At 67.9% G+C, this 23,137-nt stretch carries 21 protein-coding genes and 2 tRNA genes; 14 read left to right on the top strand and 9 right to left on the bottom strand.

The features are described 5' to 3' along the window. Window position 1: 1 nt before the first annotated feature. The 4 genes from V7082_RS02400 (at window position 2) to V7082_RS02385 (ending at window position 3,370) form a co-directional block, all read left to right on the top strand. On the top strand, window positions 2-1,234 hold the full coding sequence (locus tag V7082_RS02400) for an HlyD family secretion protein (RefSeq protein ID WP_334146009.1): 1,233 nt from the start codon (window positions 2-4) through the stop codon (window positions 1,232-1,234). A gap of 133 nt (window positions 1,235-1,367) precedes the next feature. Then, the gene (locus V7082_RS02395) at window positions 1,368-1,937 is read left to right on the top strand and encodes a TetR/AcrR family transcriptional regulator (RefSeq protein WP_334146008.1); all 570 of its coding nucleotides are present in this window, start codon (window positions 1,368-1,370) and stop codon (window positions 1,935-1,937) included. A gap of 57 nt (window positions 1,938-1,994) precedes the next feature. Further along, window positions 1,995-2,825 carry a quinoprotein dehydrogenase-associated SoxYZ-like carrier gene (locus V7082_RS02390; RefSeq protein ID WP_334146007.1) on the top strand — a complete coding sequence of 277 codons (831 nt, stop codon included), beginning with the start codon at window positions 1,995-1,997 and terminating at the stop codon, window positions 2,823-2,825. 224 nt (window positions 2,826-3,049) lie between these two features. Then, entirely contained in the window at window positions 3,050-3,370 is a 321-nt protein-coding gene (locus tag V7082_RS02385) for a DUF2853 family protein (RefSeq protein WP_334146006.1), read from the top strand. A gap of 701 nt (window positions 3,371-4,071) precedes the next feature. On the opposite strand, the gene V7082_RS02380 is transcribed toward V7082_RS02385, so the two are convergent. Further along, a tRNA-Thr gene (locus V7082_RS02380) sits at window positions 4,072-4,147 on the bottom strand. A 236-nt stretch (window positions 4,148-4,383) separates the two neighbouring features. On the opposite strand from V7082_RS02380, the gene V7082_RS02375 reads away from it, so the two are divergent. Next, a complete protein-coding gene (locus V7082_RS02375; protein WP_334146005.1) occupies window positions 4,384-4,641 on the top strand; it encodes a hypothetical protein in 258 nt (85 codons plus the stop codon). A gap of 4 nt (window positions 4,642-4,645) precedes the next feature. Here the strand turns inward: V7082_RS02375 and V7082_RS02370 are convergent, their stop codons facing one another. The 4 genes from V7082_RS02370 to tsaD all read right to left on the bottom strand — a co-directional run bounded on the left by V7082_RS02370 (window position 4,646) and on the right by tsaD (window position 8,028). Beyond that, window positions 4,646-5,398 carry a class I SAM-dependent methyltransferase gene (locus V7082_RS02370; protein ID WP_442909744.1) on the bottom strand — a complete coding sequence of 251 codons (753 nt, stop codon included), beginning with the start codon at window positions 5,396-5,398 and terminating at the stop codon, window positions 4,646-4,648. Further along, window positions 5,323-5,778 (bottom strand): EVE domain-containing protein, encoded by a 456-nt coding sequence (locus tag V7082_RS02365; RefSeq protein ID WP_334146002.1) that lies wholly within the window; start codon window positions 5,776-5,778, stop codon window positions 5,323-5,325. The genes V7082_RS02370 and V7082_RS02365 overlap by 76 nt, the downstream gene beginning before the upstream one ends. Window positions 5,779-5,888: 110 nt before the next feature. Further along, window positions 5,889-6,884, bottom strand: a complete 996-nt coding sequence (locus V7082_RS02360; RefSeq protein ID WP_334146000.1) for an NAD(P)H-dependent glycerol-3-phosphate dehydrogenase — start codon at window positions 6,882-6,884, stop codon at window positions 5,889-5,891. A 73-nt stretch (window positions 6,885-6,957) separates the two neighbouring features. Continuing rightward, on the bottom strand, window positions 6,958-8,028 hold the full coding sequence (gene tsaD, locus V7082_RS02355) for a tRNA (adenosine(37)-N6)-threonylcarbamoyltransferase complex transferase subunit TsaD (protein WP_334146101.1): 1,071 nt from the start codon (window positions 8,026-8,028) through the stop codon (window positions 6,958-6,960). A gap of 323 nt (window positions 8,029-8,351) precedes the next feature. Between tsaD and hemC the strand changes: the two genes are divergently transcribed. The 5 genes from hemC to acs all read left to right on the top strand — a co-directional run bounded on the left by hemC (window position 8,352) and on the right by acs (window position 15,584). Further along, complete coding sequence (gene hemC / locus V7082_RS02350) at window positions 8,352-9,281, top strand: hydroxymethylbilane synthase (protein ID WP_334145998.1); 930 nt, start codon at window positions 8,352-8,354, stop codon at window positions 9,279-9,281. Continuing rightward, complete coding sequence (locus V7082_RS02345) at window positions 9,281-10,009, top strand: uroporphyrinogen-III synthase (RefSeq protein ID WP_334145997.1); 729 nt, start codon at window positions 9,281-9,283, stop codon at window positions 10,007-10,009. Before hemC ends, V7082_RS02345 begins: the two co-directional genes overlap by 1 nt. Before the next feature lie 56 nt (window positions 10,010-10,065). Further along, the gene (locus V7082_RS02340; protein ID WP_334145995.1) at window positions 10,066-11,775 is read left to right on the top strand and encodes a COG4223 family protein; all 1,710 of its coding nucleotides are present in this window, start codon (window positions 10,066-10,068) and stop codon (window positions 11,773-11,775) included. A gap of 14 nt (window positions 11,776-11,789) precedes the next feature. Continuing rightward, window positions 11,790-13,463 (top strand): heme biosynthesis protein HemY, encoded by a 1,674-nt coding sequence (locus V7082_RS02335; protein WP_334145993.1) that lies wholly within the window; start codon window positions 11,790-11,792, stop codon window positions 13,461-13,463. A gap of 171 nt (window positions 13,464-13,634) precedes the next feature. Further along, window positions 13,635-15,584 carry an acetate--CoA ligase gene (gene acs / locus V7082_RS02330; RefSeq protein WP_334145992.1) on the top strand — a complete coding sequence of 650 codons (1,950 nt, stop codon included), beginning with the start codon at window positions 13,635-13,637 and terminating at the stop codon, window positions 15,582-15,584. 85 nt (window positions 15,585-15,669) lie between these two features. Here the strand turns inward: acs and V7082_RS02325 are convergent, their stop codons facing one another. The 3 genes from V7082_RS02325 to exbB are packed head-to-tail and all read right to left on the bottom strand — an operon-like array spanning window position 15,670 to window position 17,695. Beyond that, window positions 15,670-16,473, bottom strand: a complete 804-nt coding sequence (locus V7082_RS02325; protein ID WP_334145991.1) for an energy transducer TonB — start codon at window positions 16,471-16,473, stop codon at window positions 15,670-15,672. Further along, complete coding sequence (exbD, locus tag V7082_RS02320) at window positions 16,470-16,943, bottom strand: TonB system transport protein ExbD (protein WP_334145989.1); 474 nt, start codon at window positions 16,941-16,943, stop codon at window positions 16,470-16,472. Before exbD ends, V7082_RS02325 begins: the two co-directional genes overlap by 4 nt. A 17-nt stretch (window positions 16,944-16,960) precedes the next feature. Further along, window positions 16,961-17,695 (bottom strand): tonB-system energizer ExbB, encoded by a 735-nt coding sequence (gene exbB, locus V7082_RS02315; RefSeq protein ID WP_334145988.1) that lies wholly within the window; start codon window positions 17,693-17,695, stop codon window positions 16,961-16,963. Window positions 17,696-17,747: 52 nt separating this feature from the next. Between exbB and V7082_RS02310 the strand changes: the two genes are divergently transcribed. Continuing rightward, window positions 17,748-18,128 (top strand): hypothetical protein, encoded by a 381-nt coding sequence (locus V7082_RS02310; RefSeq protein WP_334145986.1) that lies wholly within the window; start codon window positions 17,748-17,750, stop codon window positions 18,126-18,128. Window positions 18,129-18,403: 275 nt separating this feature from the next. Here V7082_RS02310 and V7082_RS02305 read toward each other — a convergent pair. Next, window positions 18,404-18,480, bottom strand: a tRNA-His gene (locus tag V7082_RS02305). A gap of 237 nt (window positions 18,481-18,717) precedes the next feature. On the opposite strand from V7082_RS02305, the gene V7082_RS02300 reads away from it, so the two are divergent. From V7082_RS02300 to V7082_RS02290, 3 genes are all read left to right on the top strand, one after another. Then, window positions 18,718-19,974, top strand: coding sequence for a sensor histidine kinase (locus tag V7082_RS02300; RefSeq protein ID WP_334145985.1), 1,257 nt, complete (start codon window positions 18,718-18,720; stop codon window positions 19,972-19,974). A gap of 166 nt (window positions 19,975-20,140) precedes the next feature. Beyond that, the gene (locus tag V7082_RS02295; protein WP_334145984.1) at window positions 20,141-21,190 is read left to right on the top strand and encodes a Fe(3+) ABC transporter substrate-binding protein; all 1,050 of its coding nucleotides are present in this window, start codon (window positions 20,141-20,143) and stop codon (window positions 21,188-21,190) included. 159 nt (window positions 21,191-21,349) lie between these two features. Next, on the top strand, window positions 21,350-23,074 hold the full coding sequence (locus tag V7082_RS02290) for an ABC transporter permease (protein ID WP_334145982.1): 1,725 nt from the start codon (window positions 21,350-21,352) through the stop codon (window positions 23,072-23,074). Window positions 23,075-23,137: the final 63 nt, after the last annotated feature.

Raw genomic sequence — 23,137 nt, 5'->3', positions numbered from 1 at the left:
CATGCTCGAGCTTCTGGTATGTTCGCTCTTCACGCTCTTTCCGGACTACCTTTACCGCCGGTACGGCCAAGGCAAGCGTTTCGGACATGAGATCACCTTCTACTCGTTCTGGTATGAGTTCAGGTACGGCATCACCACCTGTTTGATGCTAACGGTCGGCCTCATCACGGTTATCTTCTACTTCCACCCGTCTACGACCGCCGTGACGTCCTATTTCCGCACGATCCCGATTCTTCCGGAAACCAACGGCCGTGTGTCGGAGGTTCTCGTCGGGGTGACGGACAAGGTTGAAAAAGGCCAGCCGATCTTCAAACTGGACAGCAACGATGAGCGGGCGGCGCTCGAAGTTGCCGACAGGAAGATTGCCGAGATCGATGGCCAGATGGCCGTCGCAAAGGCGGAAATCGCCGGAGCCGCAGGCCAGATCCAGCAAGCGGAAGGGGCCCTCAAGCAGGCGGTCGATGAGCTGGCGACGAAGCAGGAGCTGCAGCGGCGAAACGCAGACGTTGTCACCCAACGCGAAGTCGAGCGCTTGCAGAATATCGTGGACGGGCGCCAAGGCGCGGTCGCCGCTGCCGTTGCAGCGAAGGAAAGCGCGGAAAAGAAGCTCTCGACGCTGCTTCCCGCCGCCCGGGCAAGTGCGGAGGCGGCGCGCGAGCAGGCTCAGGTCGCACTGAGCAAAACCGTGGTTTATGCCGGTGTCGCAGGATACATCGAGCAGTTCACGCTTCGCATCGGCGATGTCGTCAATCCTCTCATGCGGCCGGCGGGCATTCTCATTCCCTCCGAAGCGGGCCGGAGATATCTCATCGCCGGTTTCAACCAGATTGAAGCTCAGGTCATGCGGGTCGGCATGGTGGCCGAGGTGACGTGTGCCTCTGTTCCCTGGACCATCATTCCCCTGGTGGTCACGGACGTCCAGAGTTTCATCGCCGCCGGACAAATCAGAACCGGAGAACAGCTGATCGATGCCGCCAAGACCGGCGCTCCCGGCACGTTGACCGTTTTCCTGCAGCCGCTTTTCGAGGGCGGTATCGACCGGGTCACTCCGGGCAGCAGTTGCATTGCAAATGCTTACACGAACAACCACGACCGGCTCTCGGACCCTGACATCGGCTTTTGGAAGTGGCTGGGACTGCATGTCGTGGACACCGTCAGCGTCGTGCACGCATTAATCCTGCGTTTGCAGGCGCTTGTGTTTCCCATCAAGGTTCTCGTGTTTGGCGGACATTGACGGAAGCCCGCCAGTTTCCGAGCGGCGGGCGGCGCGATCCACGCGCTGCCCCCGGCGGATCGGGACGCCGGAGCAGCTTATGACCGCAGGGGCACGCTTGACATACCTACCATGTAGTAGGTAGGTACCAAGAATGATCCCTGTCGATACCAAGTCTGCGCTGCTTTCCGAGGCCGAAACGCTCATTCGGACGATCGGCTACGCCGCGTTCAGCTACGCGGATCTGTCCGAGCGCGTCGGCATCCGCAAAGCCAGCATTCACCATCACTTTCCGACCAAGGAAGCCTTGGGTGCAGCTGTCATCGACAGCTATCTCGAGCGGTTTGCCGCCAAGCTGGATGCGCTTTCGGAACGTTCGGCCACGACAAAACGCAAGCTGCTGGCCTATGGCGACTTCTTTGCGGCCAGCCTGCAGGATGGGCAAATGCCCCTGTGCGGCGCGCTCGCTGCCGACGCCGCCTACCTTCCCGCTTCCATGCAACAGCGCGTGAGCAAGTTCTTCGCGCTTCACCTGGCGTGGCTCGAGACGGTGTTGGCTGACGGACTCGCGGCCGGAGAGATAGAGAATGGCCGATCGCCCAAAGCCTGCGCCTTGCTGCTCCTCAGCACGCTGCAGGGGGCAAGCATCGTGGCCTGGGCGTTGAAGGATCCCTCGGTGGTCAAGCCCGCCTATCGCCAGGCCTTGGAGCGGCTGACGACGTAGTTTTCTGGCGTGGCGTTCGCAGAACTCGAATGGGACTAAATGAGCGGAGACTCAACGATGGAAATGCACAGGCACGCGACCGGTCGCTATGCCGTCGCCATTGCGATGGCGGTGGGCCTTCTTATTCACGCGGACGGAGCGGCGCGCGCCGACGAGGACATCTGGCCCTCGCTGCAGAGCGAGGTGTTCGGGTCGCGCGCGATCACGGAGGGTGACGGAGTAGTGCTTCTCGAGGCGCCGGAGAGAGCCGAGGATGCCGCCGTCGTGCCGATCACCATCCGCGTCCCTCCGACGGTCAAAGGCCCGCTGAAGGCGATGTGGTTGATCATCGACAAGAACCCGGCTCCGGTGGCGGCGGCGCTGAGATTCGGACCGGCAGCGGGAGAGGGCGGCGGCGAGCGCCACTTTACGACGCGCGTGCGCATCGACACCTATTCCTACGTTCACGCGATCGTCGAGACGGACGACGGCGTGCTGCATATGACGAAGGCGTTTGTGAAGGCGTCCGGCGGGTGCGCGGCGCCGGCGCCAAAGGATGCGGACAGAGCCAACGACGATCTCGGCAAGACCCTGGTCAAGAGTTTCGACCCGGCGGCCGCTACGTCGGCGTTGCGCGAGGCGCAGATCATGATCAAGCATCCCAACACCAACGGATTGCAGATGGATCCGGACACCCGGGCGTATGTGCCGGCGCGCTTCATCCGCGAGGTGACGGTGATGCGTGGGGACGACCTGGTGTTCGAGGCGGAGACGGGATTTTCGCTCTCGGCCAATCCGAACTTCCGCTTCACCTACGAGAACGCCAAGGACAACGCGCTGGACGTGACCTCATTCGATACCGACGAAACGAAATTCGTTGGCCGCTCCACTCAGGTTGCCACACAATAAGAGAAAAGAGAGACGTGCCGAGGTAGCGTTGATGGGTCGGAAGAGGGGCATCTCCCCCTCCCTGCCACGCGCCTGCAGCGTCGGCCTAACGCCTTTTTTCCTACGGAGCAGTAGACCACCCAGACACCGAGGACCTAAAGTCCGATCGTGGTGAAACGCGGCGGCTGCTACTGTTCCCGTTTGAGGACATTGGAATCGTCGGTCGGCATATTTTGGAGGTGTCTATGGCTACGGATTGGGCCGCTAACGTCAAGAAGCACGTTCCCGACGCGGATGAGGCGGCGATTGCCGGCATCGTACGCTACGCCGGGATCGCCTTGCAGCAAAGGGACTCATCGCTTGTCTCGTTCAGTGACGAGCAGGAGCTCGCAAGGGTCCGCGATAATTTCCTCAAGAAGAAGCTGGGTCTCACCGCTCCCGATGCCGAACTCGATAAGGCCATAGCGGCGGTCGGCGAGAAGCTCAGAGGCGAGCGCGCAAGGAATAGGGTGACCGTCTACTATTTGCTGGCCGAGCATTTCGGGAAGCTGTCCCTGTTCGCCTGAGCTCTCTAGCGGCTCCTTCACGCGCATACGGCAGCCCGGCAAGCGGGCTATCAGCAAGAGCCGGCAACGACGCCGCGACCTAAACGGCAAGGGAGCCGCCCGCATCTGCGGACGGCTCCCGGTGACGCAAGACGATATGACAGGACGCAGTATGAGACGGGAGCAGCGTCCTACCATGTTCCGCAAGGTTTTGTAAGGAAGTAACCATACGTCTGTTGCTCTTTCGAAACAGGTGAGCATACGGATGATCTGCCTGCTGTCCCGAACCGGCGAACAAAATCTTCCTGCCGTGTGCGGCAACCCGACGGCACTCGAATTTGCAACGATTGCGCAGTGATCTTCCGAACCGGCCCTCGGGAACTCGTTCGCGATCGAGGGATTAGCTGGCGTCCAACAGTGCTCGGCTTCCAACACGGCGCGAATGCTAATCCGATCAAATGCGTCGCTGAGCGACATTTCCCGTTGTGTCAACTGCCCGTTCGGCCGCGACCGGCGCGAGGCCATCGCGGCGAACGCGGCGGTCGGCAGCGTGAGGGCGGCAATGACGTGATGCGCGGCCGCGATGCGACGAACGGGAAGGTCGGCAGCCGACTCGGTGCGGTGCGGGACTCGTCGACGGCTTATTTTATGGCTGTCGTTCCCTTACGCGCCAGGTTTCGTGTGGCGGGTCACGATAGATACTTGGCTTATAATGGGGTTTTTGGTGCCGCAAACAGGACTCGAACCTGTGACCCCGTCATTACGAATGACGTGCTCTACCAACTGAGCTATTGCGGCTTGTCGCTGTCCGAGACCCGCGCGAGGGTCGGAAGCGCGCCTTGATAGGCCGAATTCGCCCTCCGTTCAAGGCCGAGTTGCAGCCCCGGCCGGCACAATCCTGCGCGCCCGCGCCGCAGGCCCCAGGGCCGGACGGGATCGGAACCCCGGTCGGGCCCCGAGGCGTTATATGACTTCCACATCTCAAGGCCGCGATTGGAGGCCACGATCCCGCCGCACCGAGGGAGGGAACCGCCATGACGTCCCGGAACCCGGTTCTGGACGATCTGATCCTTCGCATGCGTCAGCCCATCCGGGTCCACGAGGACGCCGAAAGGGAGGCGTTGCGCATCATGGTGCGGCTCGGGCTCGCCCACCCGATGACGCTTGCGGCCGCCATGAAAGTCGTCGCGTCCGAGATGCGGCACGGGCGGCTCGCAGAAATCGAGGCGACGGCCCGCGCGCTGCACGCCAAGCTTTTGCGCCGGCGCGAGGAACCCGGGACGCGGCAATAAGCTCTCAGAGCTGCCAGACGGAGGTGCGCTTGATCTCGGCGTCCTCGAGCTCGCGCGTGACGGGCACCTGGTAGGCGGCAGCGAGCCCGAAGCGATCCCGCGGGAAGTAGCTGCGCTGCGGGTCGCCGATCAGCACGCGGGCACCTTGGACGGCGGCACGCGTGATGTAAGCCGTGACGCGCTCTGCGAGCTCGCGCTCGTAGAACAGGTCGCCGACGAGCACCACGGCCGCCGGGCCCGGCAGTGCGGCCAGGAGGTCGTCACGGGTCGTCTCGATGCTCACGCCGTTCAAGGCGGCATTGACGCGGACAGCCACAAGGGCCAGCGCATCGATGTCGGCGGCGAGCACGGTTGCGGCGCCGGCGCGCTTAGCAGCGATGGCGGCGAGCCCCGATCCGGTGCCGAGGTCGACGACGGGCTTATCCATGACAAGCGCCGGATTATCGAGAAGGTAGCGCGCAAGGGCCTGCCCGCCGGCCCAGGCAAAGGCCCAGTAAGGCGGCGGCACGTTCATCTCGCCCAGCTCCTCCTCGGTCTTCTGCCAGATCGGCAGGCTTTCCTCGGCGAGGTAGAGGCGGATCTCGGGCACGAGCGGAGGCGTGAGGGGCCGCGTGTTGGCGGCGATGAAGCGTCGCGCAGACGCTTCATCGTGCGGGTCCAGCGCGGCGGGCATGGCGTGGCTCATGTCCGCTTTGCGGGCTTCTTGCTCGCAGGCTTCTGCTTTGCAAGGCCGCCCATGCGGCAGACCTCGGCCCATTCGGCATCCGTCACGGGCTGCACCGAGAGGCGGAACGACGTCACGAGCGACATCTCCGACAGGCGCGGATTGGCTTTGGCCTCCTCGAGCGTCACGGGGCGCGGCAGCGGCTCCACGGCGCGCACGTCGACGCATTGCCACTTGCCGGTGTCGTCGGTCGGATCGGGATGGGCGAGCGCGATCACTTCACAAATACCGACGACCTCCTTGCCGATATTCGAATGGTAGAAGAAACCCCGGTCGCCGATTTTCATAGCCTTCATGTTGTTGCGGGCCGTGAAGTTGCGCACGCCCGTCCATGGCTCGCCCTTGGCGCCCTTTGCGATCAGGTCATCCCAGGAGAAGGCGTCGGGTTCGGATTTCAGCAACCAGTAGGCCATGCGGTCTCCGCCTCGTCTCTCGCGCCCGGCTCGACCTTACGCCATATCATGCGCGGCTCAAGCATGGGCGGCCTCGCCCATCACTGCTCATCCCATCACGAGGTCCGAGCCTAGTCCTCGGCCTTGAAGGGACGGCTCATGAGACCGGCAATGGCGTCGTCGACCGAAACGCGGCCTTCGAGGATGGCGTGCACGGCGGCGGAGATCGGCATCTCGACCCGCTTCTCGCCGGCCAGCCGCACGACGGCGGCGGCCGTGTAGACGCCTTCGGTCACCGAGACGCGGGCACCCAGGACGGATGCCAGGCTCTCCCCCTGGCCGAGGGCGCGGCCGAGGCTCATGTTGCGTGACTGCGGGCTGCCGCAGGTCAGCACCAGATCGCCCAGGCCCGACAGCCCCATCATGGTCTCGGGGCGCGCGCCCAGCGCATGGCCGAGACGGCGCATCTCGGCGAAGCCGCGCGTCACGAGCGCGGCCGCCGCGCTCGCGCCCATGCCCTTGCCGTCGACGATGCCGGCGGCGATGGCGAGCACGTTCTTCAGCGCGCCGCCGAGCTCCACGCCGACGAGGTCGTCCGACCAGTAGAGGCGGAGCTGGCGGTCGCCCAGGCGCTCGGCGAGGGCACGGCCGAGGCGCTCGTCGCGGCAGGCGAGCGTGAGCGCGGCCGGCAGCCCGCGGGCCACGTCGGCGGCGAAGCTCGGGCCCGAGAGCACGGCAAGCGTCATCTCCGGCGCGGTCTCGGCCAGGACCTCGCCCATCAGCTTGCCGGTCGCCTGCTCGACGCCCTTGGCGCAGACGACGAGGGGCTGGCCGGGCCGCGTCTTCGGCGCGAGCGTGGCGGCGACAGCGCGCACGTGCTGGGCCGGGCACACGAGCAGGATGGCGTCAGCCGCGGCGCACGCCTCGAGCCTGTCGGTCGCGACAAGCCGCGGGTCGAGGGCGATGCCGGGCAGGAAGGCGCGGTTGACGTGGCGCGTGTTGATGTCGGAGACGGTATCCTCCTCGCGCGCCCAGAGCACGACCTCGCGGCCAGCGAGCGCCAGCGTCTGCGCGAGCGCCGTGCCCCACGCCCCGCCTCCGATCACGCCGATCCTGTCGATGGTCATTCGCCCACGTCCTCCCTCTCGTGCCGCTTACATAGCACGGCGCCTGTCCGTGGCGGCGCCGTGATGGCGTTTATCAAGCCTTGACGCCGGCGCCGATGGCGGCGGGGGCCTCGGGGTCGAGCGGCCAGCGGGGCCTCGCGGCGAAATCCAGCCCGTCGACGAGCCCGCGGGCCAGCCGCTCGGCGCCGGCCCAGGCGATCATGGCGCCGTTGTCCGTGCAGAGGTGGGGCGGCGGCACGGAGAGGCGGAAGCCGCGCGTCGCGGCGAGGCGCGCGAGCGCGGCGGCGATGGACCTGTTGGCGGCAACGCCGCCGGCCACGGCGAGCCAGCGTGGGGCGCCGGACACGAACGCCGCTTCGGAAAGCTCCATGGCGCGGTCGAGGCGGTCGACGACGATATCGCAGACGGCGGCCTCGAACGCGGCGCAGAGATCGGAGACATCCTGCGCGGAGAGGGGGGCGGCCGCCTCGGCGCGCTGGCGCAGCGCGGTCTTGAGGCCGGCGAGCGAGAAGTGCGGCTCCGCGCGGCCGACCATGGGGCGCGGCAGCGGAATACGCGCGGCGTTGCCGCTCAGTGCCCAGCGCTCGACCTCGGGCCCTCCCGGATAGCCGAGCCCCAGAAGCTTCGCCGTCTTGTCGAAGGCCTCGCCGATCGCATCGTCGATGGTGGTGCCGATGCGGCGATAGCGACCGACCCCCTCGACCAGGAGGGTCTGCGTGTGGCCGCCCGAGACCAGCAGCATGAGGTAGGGCGGCGCGCGGCCGTCGGTCAGCCCGACGGTCAACGCGTGAGCCTCGAGATGGTTGACGGCAAGGAACGGCTTATCCGCCGCGAGCGCCAGCGTCTTGGCGGTCACGAGGCCGACGACGAGGCCGCCGTTGAGCCCCGGCCCGGCGGTCGCTGCGATGCCCGAGAGGTCGGTGAGCCCGACACCGGCTTCGGCGAGGGCCGCCTCGATGATTGTGTCCAGGCACTCGACGTGAGCGCGGGCCGCGATCTCGGGCACGACGCCGCCGTACGGGCGGTGCTCGGCGAGCTGGGAGCGCACGACGTTGGACAGGATGCGGCCGTTCGCCTCGCCCTCGCGCACGACGACGGCGGCAGCCGTCTCGTCGCAGCTCGTCTCGATGCCGAGGACGATCAGGGATTTTCCGGGCGCGGCCGATCCGATGGTCACGGGCGCCTCCCGTGCGGAGGACAGGTGCCGTGCCCGGTTCCTGCGTGTCTGGATCCCGACCTGCGCCGGGATGACGTTGAGGGTGTTGCGGCCGCCTGACATGAATTTCCCGTCACTCCGGCGAAGGCCGGAGTCCAGGCACGCCGGCAATGGGGCATGGCCTTGCGGCTTGACGGAAGCATTACCCAGACCTGACGACCCGACAGGGGCCGATTTGCGTTCGCTCTGCGAGGCGGGCATTAATGGCGCCGCCGCGGAGCACCGTGGCCCTAACATCGGGAGCCCTCGACTTGCAAGCTCGCACCCTCCGCATCGGCACGCGCGGTTCGCCCCTCGCCCTCGCTCAGGCCCACGAGGTCCGGGCGCGTCTCATGGCAGCACACGGGCTTCCTGAAGCGGCGTTCGAAATCCGCGTTTACAAGACCACGGGCGATGTCATCCAGGACCGGCCGCTGGCCGAGGTCGGCGGCAAGGGGCTCTTCACCAAGGAGATCGAGGAGGCGCTGATCGCGCGCGAGATCGATCTCGCCGTGCATTCCATGAAGGACATGCAGACCGTGCTGCCGGACGGGCTCGCCGTCGGCGCGGTGCTCAAGCGCGAGGACGTGCGCGATGCCTTCCTCTCTCTCAAATATGCATCGTTCGCAGCCCTGCCCGAGGGCGCGGTGGTCGGCACGTCGAGCCTCAGGCGGCAAGCACAGGTGAAGCGCCTCCGGCCGGATCTCCAGGTGGTCGGGTTCCGCGGCAACGTGCAGACGCGCCTCAAGAAGCTCGCGGACGGCGTGGCCGACGCGACGCTGCTGGCCTGCGCGGGCCTGAAGCGGCTCGGCATGGCGGACCGCATCACGGCGCCGATCGCGACGGAGGAGATCCTGCCTGCCGTCGCACAGGGCGCCATCGCCGTCGAGATCCGCGGCGACGACGCGGCGACGGCAGAGGCCGTCGCGCCGCTCGACGATGCGGCGACCGGCCGGTGCGTCACGGCGGAGCGCGCTTTCCTGGCGCGACTCGAGGGGTCGTGCCGCACGCCGATCGCGGGCCTCGCGGAGCTTCTCGGCGACACGCTGAGGTTCCGCGGCATGGTGTTCTCGGTGGACGGCGAGCGGAGCTTCGACATCACGCGCGAAGGGCCGGCCGACACCGCCGATGCGCTCGGCACGGCGGCAGCGGACGCTCTCATCGAGCTCGGCGCCTACGCTCTTCTCGCGCGGTCCTTCTGATGCATCTCCTGCTGACGAGACCGGACGCGGGTGCGGAGCCCGATCCGTTCACGGACGCGCTCGTCGCGGCGGGGCACCGCGTCACGCAGGCGCCCCTGCTCTCCATCGTGCCGACGGGCGCCGCGCCGGCCTTCGACGGCGCGGGCGGGCTGATCGTGACGAGCCGCAATGCGCTCAAGTCCGTCGCACCGTTTCCAGACGCGGCCTTTGCGCTCACGCTTTATGCGGTCGGCCCGGGAACGGGCGCTCTGGCGCGCACCCTCGGTTTCCGCCATGTGATCGAAGGGCCGGGTACGGGACGCGAGCTTGCGGCGCTGATCGCGTCCGACGCGGACCCGGCGGTCGGGCCGCTCGTGCACCTAGCGGGCGAGACGCTGGCCTTCGATCTCAAGGGCGCGCTCGCGGCCCGCGGATTTACGGTCCGTACCGAGACTGTCTACCGCGCGGAACCTGCCGGCGCCCTTACGGCGGACATCGTCTCCCTGCTCCGGCAGGGCGCGTTCGACGGGGTCGTGCTGATGTCGCCAAGAACGGCCAAGACTTACGCCGGGTTGATCTCCGAGGCCGCCCTCGGCGCCGCCGTCCGCCCGATGCTGCATTTCTGCCTTTCGGACGCGGTCGGCCGGGCGCTCGAAGCGCTCGGCGGCGTCAGGGTCGCGGTTGCGCGCCTGCCCAACTCTCAAGAAATGCTTGCTCTCATCGCCCGCAAGGCGTCAGACTCACTCTAGGTGTGCCTCATCCCCCCCCCCGGAGGCGACCGCAAGTCCCTGGAGACCCTGCTTTCATGATCGACAAGCCCGATCCCGCGAAGGACGGCGGCCGGACCGATGCTCCTGGCACGAAGCGTCCGCACGCGACGCTCGATATCAAGGCGACGGAAGTGAAACCGGCTCAGCCCGCGACCACACCGAGCACGACGCCTCAGGCCGCGCTCGGCGCGCCCGCTGCCAGCGCCTCCAAGAGCCCACCCTCCGCCGGCAGCGCGCCATCCTCGTCGTCCGCTGCGCCCGCGACGCCCGCATCCGGAGCCGACGCCTCATCCTCCAAGACGGCCGCGGCGGCGAGCGCCTCTCCCAAACCGGCCTCCTCCGCGCCGGATCCGAAGGCCGCGCGCTCGGGTGGCGGCTTTTTCTCCCATCTTGCAGCCGGCGTCATCGGCGGCGCGCTCGTCTATGCCGGCGCCTCGTTCCTCGGGCCGAACTGGCTCCCTGGCCTCGCCGGTGGCGCGCCTGACGTCGCGGCGCGGATCGCGGCGCTCGAAGAGGCGTCTCAGAACCTCCCGGCGCTCCAGGCCCGGCTCGGAGATATCGAAGGCCGCTCGGCCAGGATCGATGATATCGAGCGCAACGTCGCCGGCCTCGGCGAAGCGCAGAGCGCGCTCCAGGCCGAAACCAAGGCGCTTGGCGAGGCCGTGCCGAAGACCGACGCTGCCGCCGAACGGCTCTCGAGGCTCGAGGAGCAACTGTCGATGATCGCCTCGGGCGCTTCGGGGGCCGGCGGCGACGTCCCACACCTCGCGGCGATCTCCGGCAAGATCGCGGACCTGCAATCGTCGCTCGGCGGCGAGATCGCCGCGCTGCGCAAAAGCCTGCCTGCGGACGCCGAGGAGAAGCTCGCGGCTGCCGAGGAAGCGATACGGAGCCTCGGTCGCGAGCTGTCCGACATCCGCAGCGAGCAGGCGCGCGTCACGCAGAAGGCCGAGACGGCGAAAGCCGACACGGACCGCATTTCGGGAGTGACCGCCGCGGCCAAAGAGGAGGTCGCGCGCCTCGCCGCCGCCGTCGGCGAGCTCAGAAGCTCGATCGACAGTCAGCTCAAAACGTTCGCCAGGCCGGCCGACGTAGCCGCGGCCGTGGATCCGATCACCAGCAAGGTCGCCGAGATCGAGCAGAACGTTCAGACCATCGCCAGCAACGAGCAGAGCCGGCAGCAGAACGCCGAGCGGATCGTGCTCTCCCTCGAGCTCTCCAATCTCAAGCGCGCGCTCGACCGCGGGCAGGGGCAGGGCTATGCGGCCGAGCTCGAGGAGGTGCAGAAGGCCTCGGCCGGACAGCTCGACCTCGCGCCGCTCGAGCGCTTCAAGGATACGGGCGTGGCGACGCCCGCCGAGCTCAAGGCCCAGTTCCGGCCGCTCATCAACGCGGTAATCGATGCGGACCTCGAGCCCGCGGACGGCTCGGTGATCGACCGGCTGCTGGCCGGGGCCAAGTCGGTCGTGCGCGTGCGCAGGGTCAGTCACGATGCCGAAGATACGAGCACGGAGGCGATCGTAGCGCGCATGGAAGCGGCGATCGACGAGGGCCGGCTCGGCGACGTGCTCGCGCAGGCCAAGCTGCTGCCGCAGCGGGCCCGCGTGCCGATCGAGGACTGGCTCACCAAGGTCACGGCACGCGATACGGTCGACCAGGCCATCGCTGCGGTCGATCAGAAGCTCAAGGCGTCGCTCGCGGGCGCGCCTGAGCCCGCCGCCGCGCCAGCCCCCGTGCAGAACTGAGAGGATCGCGAGCGATGACGCGTCTCGTTCTTTTCCTTCTCGGCGTGATCCTCATTGCGAGCGGTCTTGCCTGGCTCGCCGACCGCCCGGGCTCCCTCCTCGTGACATGGCAGGGCTACGAGGTCGAAACCAGCGTGTTTCGCGCCGTGGTGATCCTCGCCGCCCTGATCGGGCTCGCGCTCGTCGCCTGGACGGCGCTCAACCAGGTCTGGTCAAGCCCGGCGGCCGTCAGCCATTTCCTCACGCGGCGGCGCCAGCGGCGCGGCCTCGATGCGCTCTCGTCGGGCATGATCGCCATCGGCGCCGGCGACCGCGCCATGGCGACACGCTATGCGCTGCAGGCGCGCAAGTCGCTCCCCAACGAGCCGCTGACGCATCTCCTGCGCGCGCAGGCCGCGCAGCTCTCGGGCGACAAAGCCACGGCGCGGCGGATCTTCGAGGCGATGCTCGCCTCTCCCGATACCGAGCAGCTTGGTCTGCGCGGCCTCTTCCTCGAAGCCGGGCGCGAAGGCGAGACCGAGGTGCAGCGGCAGTTCGCGGACCGGGCCCTGACGCTCAATCCGAAGCTGTCGTGGCCGGTCGAAGCTCTGTTCGATCTCCAATGCAAGGCGGGCGACTGGGCCGGCGCGCTCGCGACGCTCACGCTCGCGAAACGTCACGGACACATCGAGCGGCCGGTGGCCGACCGCCGCCGGGCGGTGCTGCTTGCCGCGCAGGCGCTGGCGCTCGAGGAGGACGACCCCGAGAAGGCGCTGACGCTGGCGCTCGAGGCGCACGGCCTCGCCCCGTCGCTCATCCCGGCCGCGGCCGTGGCCGGGCGGCTCCTGGCCGCGCGCGGGAACACGGCGCGCGCCGCCAAGGTCATCCAGAAGACGTGGACCAAGTCGCCGCATCCCGAGCTTGCGACCGCCTACGCCTACGCCCGCATCGGCGACAGCCCGCGCGACCGGCTCGACCGCGCGAAGCATCTCTTCACCTTGAACCCCATGTCCATCGAGAGCTCGATCGCGGTCGCGGTGGCAGCCATCGAGGCACACGACTATACCGAGGCGCGGCGCATCCTGCAGCCGTTCACGGAGCAGGGTCTGACGCGGCGCGTGGCGGCGCTGATGGCGCGCATCGAAGCCGAGGAGAGCGGCGACAAGGGCCGCGCGCGCGAGTGGCTCGCGCGTGCGGTGACGGCGCCGCGCGACGCCGCCTGGATTGCCGACGGCGTGACCTCCGACCGGTGGGCGCCCGTCTCTCCGGCGACGGGCGCAATCGACGCCTTCGTCTGGCAGGTGCCGGCGGACGAAGCGGAGGGCGGGGAGGAGCGCATCCTCGGCGCAGACCTTACGGAGTTCATCGCGACGGGCGAGCCGGAGACGGTGATCGTCAAGGCCGAGGCCGTGACGGGTGCGGCGGGCGAGGCACCGGCAGCGGCCCGAAACGCGGCAGCGGCAGCGGCGCCCGCGGAGGCGGATGCCCCGCAGGCGGAAGACGACGGTCCGGTCACCATCGTGCCGGAGCCCGTCACGCAGCCCCTGCGGCCGCAGCGCGCCATCGACCGCCAGGCGAAGGCGGCCGAGCCCGCCGAGCCGCCCAAGATCTTCACCCCGCCGCGCGCGCCGGACGATCCCGGCCCCGACATCGACGACGCGGACGCGCCCGGCCTCAAGGCGGCCGGCACGCTCTCACGGCGCGGCTGAGCCAAAACGAGACCCGGGCGGCGCGGCCGTCGCGGCCTAGGTCATGACTTGGTCTCCGGACAGCGAAACGCATTCGACCAAGGGGGAAGTTGTCGCGTGGCGTCCGTTTCCCCATAATGGCGGACGAACAATAAATTCGAAGAACAAAAATCTGCTCCGGGAGGATTAACGATGTCGGACAAGACGTATCCCGTCACGCCCGAATGGGCGGCCCGCGCGTGGCTCGACGAGGCCAAGTACACTGCGCTTTACGAGCGCTCGATCAAAGACCCGGAAGGCTTCTGGAGCGAAAACGGCCGGCGGCTCGACTGGATCAAGCCTTATACCAAGGCCAAGAACACCACCTTCGGGCCGGACGAGGTTTCCATCAAATGGTTCGAGGACGGCACGCTCAACGTGTCCGTCAACTGCATCGACCGGCATCTCGCAACGCGGGGCGACCAGGTGGCGATCATCTGGGAAGGGGACGACCCGACCGAGGACACCACCATCACCTACCGCCAACTGCACGAGCGCGTGTGCAAGTTCGCCAACGTGCTCAAGGCACACGGCGTCAAGAAGGGCGACCGGGTCACGATCTACCTGCCGATGATCCCCGAAGCCGCCTACGCCATGCTCGCCTGCGCGCGCATCGGCGCCATCCATTCGATCGTATTTGCCGGATTTTCACCGGACAGCCTCGGCGGGCGCATCGAGGATGCGGGCTCGACGCTCATCATCACGGCCGACGAGGGGCTGCGCGGGGGCAAGACGGTCGGGCTCAAGAAAAACACCGACGATGCGCTCAAAAGGTGCGCCAAGGGCAACGAGAAAGTGCTTGTCGTGCGCCGCACCGGCGGGGCCGTGCCGTGGACCGGCGGGCGGGATTTCTGGCTGCACGAGGAACTCGAGAAGGTCTCCGCCGACTGCCCCGCCGTCGAGGTCAACGCCGAGGATCCCTTGTTCATCCTCTACACGTCGGGCTCGACCGGAAAGCCCAAAGGCGTGGTGCACACGACCGGCGGCTATCTCCTGTTCTCGGCCATGACGCACCAGTACGTGTTCGATTATCACGACGGCGACATCTACTGGTGCACGGCGGACGTCGGCTGGGTCACGGGTCACAGCTACATCGTCTACGGCCCGCTCGCCAACGGCGCGACGACGCTCATGTTCGAAGGCGTGCCGACGTATCCCACGGCATCGCGCTTCTGGGACGTGGTCGACAAGTGGAAGGTGAACACGTTCTACACGGCGCCGACCGCGATCCGCTCGCTCATGGGCGCGGGCGACGATCTCGTCAAGGGCTCCGACCGCTCGTCGCTCAGGCTGCTCGGCAGCGTCGGCGAGCCCATCAATCCCGAGGCGTGGGAGTGGTACTACCGCGTGGTCGGCGACAGCCGATGCCCGATCGTCGACACCTGGTGGCAGACCGAGACGGGCGGCATCCTCATCTCGCCGCTGCCGGGCGCGACGGCCTTGAAGCCCGGCTCGGCGACACGGCCGTTCTTCGGGGTCAGGCCGGCTCTCGTCGACGACAAGGGCAGCCTCATCGAGGGCGCCGCGCAGGGCAACCTCGTCATCCTCGACAGCTGGCCCGGGCAGGCGCGCACATTGTTCGGCGACCACGACCGTTTCGTGCAGACCTATTTCAGCACCTACCCCGGCACCTACTTCACCGGCGACGGGTGCCGGCGCGACGAGGATGGCTACTACTGGGTCACGGGCCGCGTGGACGATGTCATCAACGTCTCGGGCCACCGCATGGGGACGGCCGAGGTCGAGAGCGCGCTCGTTGCGCATCCCAAGGTCGCGGAGGCGGCCGTGGTCGGCTATCCGCACGACCTCAAGGGCCAGGGCATCTACTGCTACGTGACGCTCAACGCCGGCGAGACCGCGTCGGAGGAGCTGCGCCGCGAGCTGGTGCAGCACGTGCGCCGCGAGATCGGGCCGATCGCCTCGCCGGACGTGGTGCAGTTCGCGCCAGGCCTGCCGAAGACCCGCTCGGGCAAGATCATGCGGCGTATTCTGCGCAAGATCGCGGAGGACGAGTTCGGAAGCCTCGGCGACACCTCGACCCTCGCCGATCCGTCGGTGGTCGATGACCTGATCTCGAACCGGCAGAACAAGAAGGCAAGTTAGACCGCAACCACCTCGGACCCCTTCGATCCGAAGCGATCATGATCTGGAGCCCCGCCTCTCATGGTATGAGAGGCGGGGCTCTTTTTTAGCGGATGTTGAACTGGATCGGCAGCGTGAGGTTGAGCGTGCCGGTCGTTGCGTCCTCGGGCGGCGCGGGGAGCGGAGCCGCCCGCGCGAGCATCTCGAGCGCCTCCCCGTCGAGCAGCGCCGAGCCCGATCCCTTGACCACCCGGGCCTTGAGGACGCGTCCGCCGCGATCGATGACGAAGCCGACCGTGACCACGCCCTGGACACGACGACTGCGGGCCTCGGCCGGATAGCGCTTGTGCTTGCTCAAATGCAGATGCAGCGCCTTCTGCCAGGAGAGCACTGCCCGATTGGGCTTCTGCGAGGCGCCCTGATGGGGCGCGGCGGCCTTGGGGCCCTTCTCGGCCGCCTCAATGGGCGGCGGGGCGGCGGCAAGCGAGGCAACCGTCTGAGCCTGCATCTCCTCCTGGGGCTTCTTCTCCTCTTCCTCCTCCGTCTCCTCGACGGGCTTCACCTTCTCCATCACCACTTCGGGATTGGGGGCGAGCGGCGCTTCCTCGACAGGCGGAAGGATTTCCTCGGCCTGCACCTCCTTCACCTCCTCCGTGGGAGGGACCGGCACGGAATCCTCGGCCTGGGGCCCGGGCGCAAGATCCTGGCGCTCCTCGGGAGGGGCGATCGGCATCGGCGAGAGCTCGAGCATCATCGCGCCTTCGGGGTCTTCGCTCTGATCCTCCACGGGCCATTGCCACAGCGCCGCCGCGGCTCCCCCGACATGAAGCGTCACCACCAGCACCGCCGCGCCGATCCATCGACGCCAGCGCCGCCATCCCGGCTCCAGCAGCTCGAAAGTGTTGATCATGGACCGGACGCTGCTCCCGTATCCGAAGCGGGCGCCGGCTGGCCCGGCGGGGGCGGCACATCCTCGAGGCCGACCAGAGCCACTTTCAGATAGCCGGCCGTGCGCAGGAGGTTCATGACCACCATCAGCTCGCCGTAGGGCACCGTCTTATCCGCGCGCAGAAACACGCGCTGCTGGCGGTCGGCCCCTGTCGCGGCGTCGAGCGCGCTCCTCAAATGCCCGCGTGCGACGGTGTCGTTGCCGAATGCCAGCGACAGGTCGGACTTGACGGTGAGGAACAGCGGCTTGTTCGGACGCTGCTGGGGCTTAGCACTCGCGACCGGCAGATCGACCGGGACGTCGACTGTCGAAAGCGGGGCCGCGACCATGAAGATGATCAAGAGCACGAGCATCACGTCGATGAACGGCGTGACGTTGATGTCGTGGTTCTCTGCAAGATCGTCGCTGCCGTCGTCGAGCTTCGCGGCCATGGGTCATCTCCCCCCGATCACTCGGCCGCACGCGCGGCGGGCACGACGCGCAGGCCGCGGTCGAGATCGCGCGAGACAAGCCTTTGCACCTCGGCCGACGCCTCCGCGATCATGGCTCTGTAGCCGCCGATCTGGCGAGCGAACTGATTGTAGATGATAACGGCGGGGATGGCGGCAACAAGGCCCAAGGCGGTCGCCAGCAGCGCCTCGGCAATGCCCGGAGCGACGACGGCGAGGTTGGTCGTCTGCGCTTCCGAGATGCCGATGAAGCTGTTCATGATGCCCCAGACGGTGCCGAACAGGCCGACGAACGGCGACGTCGAGCCGATGGTGGCCAGCACGCCCGTGCCGCGGTTCATATCCCGGCCGGCCGCCGACGCCAAGCCGTCGAGCCGTGAGGCCACACGCTCCTTGATGCCCCCCTTGTCGGGGACGTCCGCCGACAAATGGAGCTCCACGGCCGCGAGCTCGATGAGGCTTGCGACGATCCCCTTGCGGCCACTGAGCCGCTGCGCAGCTTCCGCCAGGCTCGAGGAGGCGTGAATGCTCGCGAACGCCCGCGACAGGCGCCGCTTGGCCCAGGTGAGCTCCAGTGATTTCGCGAGCCAGACTGTCCATGTGACGACGGATGCCAAGGCGAGGCCGATCATCACCGCTTTGACGATGATATCAGCCGACAGGAACATGTTCCACGGGGAGAGATCGCGCGGAAGATGCGAGGCGTCGACCGTTTTCTGCGCGTCCTCTGTCACCGGCATCTCTTCTGACGCCTGGGGCGCTTGCGTGTCCTGCTGCTCGGGGGGCATGGTCGGCGAAAGGCCGGGCTCCGCGGGCGGCGGTGCGGCGTCGGATGCCGGAGGAGCGGCGGTCACCGCTTCGGAAGGGGTAGTGGTCACCGCGTCGGGCGCAGCGGACGGCGCGGGCGACGCAGCCGTCTCGCTCGCGGGCGAGACGGGCGCGGGCATCTCGGCGGCGGGCGGAGGCGGCGAGGGAGGCGTCACGGCCGCGGGCTCGGATGACGCCGGCGCCGCCTCGGTCGTCTCCGCCGCGGGCGGGGTCGACTCCTGGGCGACGACCGGAACCGAAGACGCGATGATCATCGCCACGGCCGCAGTGGCTCGAACCGAACGTGCCAGCCAATCCTGGAGCCCAGGAACGTTCGCGGAACGCATTTTCATGGTCTAGACAACCCGCCCTTTACGACACTGCCTTGGAGGACATAAATTAAACTATACTCGTCCTGTCAATATTCAGTCGCTCCAGACCAGCGAACAAAACGGATAAATAGCCGCGCGATACTGACGCGCGTCCGGAGCCATGACCCTGCCGGAGGGGGCAGCAAGGGCATGCTCCATACCGCATATCGGCCCATAATGCGTACCGGCGGGCACGTGTGCGTAATCGGGCGCACGCACCACGGGGCGCCGTTTTTTCTTTATGCTTGCTTGCGGGATTTCATCTGGTACCGCCTCCCCGGATCGAACGGGGGACCTCTAGATCCACAATCTAGCGCTCTAACCATCTGAGCTAAGGCGGCTTACCTGATGGATTTCAGTATCTTAATTTTTATGACTGCGACAAGGGCCTGACATCAGGCCCCGCGCGGGTCTCCACCACGGGCCCGCCTTATAGAATTTAGGGCGAGAGCCGGCAATCCTCAAATTCGCCGGCCGGCCTATGATCGCCTGCCGTGCGCCGCTCGCGCGCCCGGCGAAGCTCGCGTCCCGAGGAAGGATCTCGCTCTTAGGCGCGGCGGCGATTAATCTTTCCACTCATGACACCGGCCCGCGTCCTGACCTTTGCCGAAGACCTGCCCGCGGCGGCCTTGTCCTCGCTCGCGGCGAACGGCGCGCCCGCGTGGCTCATCGACGTGGCGGCCGGATGCATTCCCGCAGCCAACGCGGCAGGAAGCGCGATGCTGGGCCTCGACCGCGTCGTCTCCGCACCGCTCCTCGACGCCGCGATGCCGGCCCTCGTGCGGCTGCGGGCGATCGCGCGCGAGACCGGCGGCGATCAGCGCGCACCCGAACGCCTTCTGTTCTGGAGGCCGGATGGTGTCGTGCGTCTCAGATGCCGTGTGCATATCGTCCGGGCGTGGCCCGAGGCGCTCGCCCTCGTCACGGCGCTCGAGGCCGGAGAGGAGACGCTGCCCGCCGAAGCCGTCGCGACCCCTGGCGCGGAGCGGATCGACGATATTGCGCGGCGCATCCGGGAAGGGCGAATGACGCGCCTCTCCCCTGCGCCCAAGGCCCCGCACCAGGACATCGTCGCACCCGTGCCCGCACACCCCCAAGCAAACGGGCCCGCCCACGACGTATCGTTTCCGGCCCGGGCGCGTCTGGCACACGAACTCAAAACACCCGTCAGCGCGATCGCCGCCGCGGCCGAGATCATGGAGGACGAGCGCTTCGGGCCACTCGGAAATCCGCGCTATGCCGGCTATGTCCGCGATATCCGCGGCAGCGCGCAGCACGCGCTCGGCGTCATCGACCGCATGCTGGCGGACAGCCGCGCGGAGCCGCAGGTCCTCCCGCATGATTTCGCCGTCACCGAGATCGATACGGGAGAGATGCTCGCAGCGATGGTCTCGCAACTCGCCCCGCTCGCCGAGCGCGCCGGCATCACGCTCGTACTCGATCTCGCGCCACGTCTCCCCCATGTCATCGCCGATGCGACGAGCCTTCGACAGATCGTGCTCAACCTCGTCACCAACGCGCTCAAGTTCACGGACCGGGGCGGGCGGATCACGGTTGCGGCGCGCTCAGGCGGGGACGGCCTTCTTTCGATCACCGTGTCGGACACCGGATCCGGCATGTCCGTGGCCGAGATCGAGCGGCGGCTCGCGCCGGTGGCGCGGGCCCCACGCGAGGCGCGCGGCGGTGCGGCGAAAGGGGAGGGGCTTGGGCTCGGCCTGCCCCTCGTGCAGGCCCTCGCCGCGGCCAACGGGGCGGAGCTCAGCATCCTGAGCGCGCCCGGCAAGGGGACGTCCGCGTCGGTCGTGTTCGAGAAAGGCCGCGTGGTCCCCGTGTGAGCGCTGCGCAGTCCCTCTCCACCGGCCAGAGGCACTTTGCGCCCGTCCAATTGTTGACTTTCTTGACGTAGTTTATGGGCGCTGCTTTATGGGCGTCGCATCTTGCAGGCCCGATCGCGGCCAGCCGACAGCGGGTCCCTGACCGCCGATTATTGGAGTTCGATCCATGAGATCCCCACGGTTTCCTGTCCGCGGCGCCGTCACGGCGGCGGCGCTCGTGCTCTTTGGGCTTGCCGGCCCGGGCACACCGGCCCATGCCGCAGAAGAAGTCAACGTCTACTCGTACCGCGAGCCCGGGCTGATCGATCCCATCTTCAAAAGGTTCACGGACGAGACCGGCATCAAGGTCAACGTGGTCTATTCCAAGGACGGCCTCATCGAGCGCATGTCCGCCGAAGGCCGCAACAGCCCTGCAGATCTCCTGATCACGCCGGAATCGGGCCTGCTCATCCAGGCCGAGGCCGCGGGCGTCACGCAGGCCATCCAATCGAAGGTGCTCGAGGACGCGATCGACGAGAAGCTGCGGGACCCGAACGGGCACTGGTTCGGTCTCACGCGCCGTGCGCGCGTCGTGTACGCGTCCAAGGAGCGGGTCGCACAGGACGCGATCACCTACGAGGAGCTCGCCGATCCCAAGTGGAAGGGCAAGATCTGCATCCGCTCCGGGCAGCACACCTATAACATCGCATTGATCGCCTCGATGATCGCGCACGACGGCGAGGAGAAGGCCGAGAAGTGGCTCATCGGCCTGCGCGACAACCTGGCCCGCAAGCCGGCCGGCGGCGACCGCGAGGGCGTGCGCGACGTCAAGGCGGGGCTCTGCGATCTCGCGATCGGCAACACCTACTACATGGCCGCGATGCTGAAGAACCCCGAGCAAAAGCCCTGGGCCGACGCGGTCAAGATCCTGTTTCCGAACGCGGCCGACCGCGGCACGCACGTCAACATCTCGGGCGCGGCGGTCGCGGCCCACGCTCCGCACCGGGACAACGCGGTGAAGCTGCTCGAGTTCATGGTGTCGCCCGAGGCGCAGGCGCTCTATGCGGAGGGCAACGGCGAATATCCCGTCACCACGACGGCCAAGACGTCGGATCTCGTGGCGAGCTGGGGCGCTCTCAAGCCGGATGCGATCCCGCTCTCCCAGATCGCGACATTGCGCAAGAAAGCGTCCGAGCTGGTCGACAAGGTCCGCTTCGACGCCGGGCCGAGCTCGTAAGCGCTGGTCGCCGACCCTCCCCTCACACGGGGAGGGGACGCGGCGCCCACTTGGATCCAAGGGGAAGGATCAGGCGCCGCCTCTCCGCAGGGACAGGATCTCGCTTCCACCGCGGGCGGCGCCTGACGCTCCCCGCCCACGCCGCAATGGTCGCCCGCGATGAGCTCCATCCCTCCGATATCCATCGATCCACCGGCCGGCGGTCCGTTCGATCGCCTGCGGCGCGCGCTCGACGCGAGGCGCACGCGCTCGCACGCGCCCGGATGGAGCGTGACGGCCGGTCTCATCGTTTGCGTCATCCTGCTGCCGGTGGCGGCGGTGCTCTATCTGGCCGCGACGGCCAGCGCCAACGACTGGCCGCATCTCATCGGATCGGTGCTTCCGGCCGCGTTGCAGAACACGCTGCTGCTCGCGCTCGGAGCCTGCCTAGTGGCGCTCGTCGCGGGGACCGGAACGGCCTGGCTCATCACCATGTACCGCTTCCCGGGGCGCGCGGCGCTCGACCGGCTGCTGGTGCTGCCGCTCGCCATCCCGACCTACATCGCCGCCTACTGCTACGGCGACCTCTTCGATTTCGCTGGACCCGTGCAGTCGGGCCTGCGCGCCCTCTTCGGATGGACGGCGCGCGACTACTGGTTTCCGCCGATCCGGTCGCTCGGAGGCGCGGTGCTCGTGATGTCGGCCGTGCTCTACCCTTACGTCTATCTCGCCGCGCGGGCGACGTTCGTGCAGCAATCCGTGTGCGCGCTCGAAGTCGCCCGCACGCTGGGGCGCACCTCCATGGGAACCTTCTGGGCCGTGGCGCTGCCGCTCGCGCGCCCGGCGCTCGCCGCCGGCGCGGCGCTCGTCGCCATGGAGACGCTGAACGACCTTGGCGCCGTGCAGCACCTGGGCGTCGAGACGCTGTCGGCCGCCATCTATGCGACCTGGCTGCAGCGGTCGAACCTCGGCGGGGCGGCGCAACTCGCAGCCGTCATGCTGGGGCTCATCGCGCTCCTGCTGGTGGGAGAGCGCATCGCGCGCGGCGGCGCCAAGACCCATCACACGACGGGGCGCTATCGAGCCATCCCGTTCCAGGACATCGAGGGCTGGCGCGGTTACGCGGTGGCCCTTCTCTGCTCGCTGCCGTTCCTTGCAGGTTTCCTCGTGCCCGTCCTGGTGCTCGCCCGTTTCGCCATGGGGCACGCGGCAGGCGCGCTCGAGAGCGGCTTCCTCAAGGCGGCGTGGAACAGCATGCTGCTCGCCACCCTCGCCGCCGCCGCCGCCGTGGCGCTCGGCCTCCTGGTCAGCTATGCGCCGCGCGTCGCGCGAACCGGGTTCACGCGGACCGCGGCGCAGATCTCGGGCTTCGGCTATGCGCTGCCGGGCGCGGTGCTGGCGCTCGGCGTCCTCATCCCCCTGGCGGCGCTCGACAACGGCGTCGATGCGATGATGCGCAGCCTGTTCGGCGTGTCGACCGGGCTTATTCTCTCGGGCTCGGTCGCAGCCCTGGTCTATGCCTACGTCATCCGCTTCCTCGCCGTCGCGCGCGGCGGCATCGAAGCGGGGCTCGAGCGCATCTCACCCAATCTCGATGCGGCGGCGCGCGCGCTCGGGGAGACCGCTCATTCAGCGCTGTGGCGCATCCATCTGCCGCTGCTCGCCCCGGCGCTCGGCGCGGCGGGGCTCCTGGTGTTCGTCGACGCCCTCAAGGAGCTGCCGACGACGCTGCTCCTGCGCCCGTTCAACTTCGAGACGCTCGCCACGCACGTGTACGCGCTCGCCGCGGTCGAGCAGATCGAGAGCGGAGCGCTCGGCGCGCTGACCATCGTGCTCGCGGGGCTCGTGCCGCTGGTGGTGCTCCACCGCACGATCGCGGGGGGACGCGCGGGCGGCGGCTCGTAACGGGACAAGCCTAGAGTCGTTCCGACTTAGGTGGAAACATGGTCATGCGAGCAATTGGCGTGT

Origin of the sequence: Hyphomicrobium sp. (genome assembly GCF_036833075.1) — a bacterium.
GTDB lineage: Bacteria > Pseudomonadota > Alphaproteobacteria > Rhizobiales > Hyphomicrobiaceae > Hyphomicrobium_C.
This window is presented reverse-complemented; position numbering and strand designations above follow the sequence as displayed.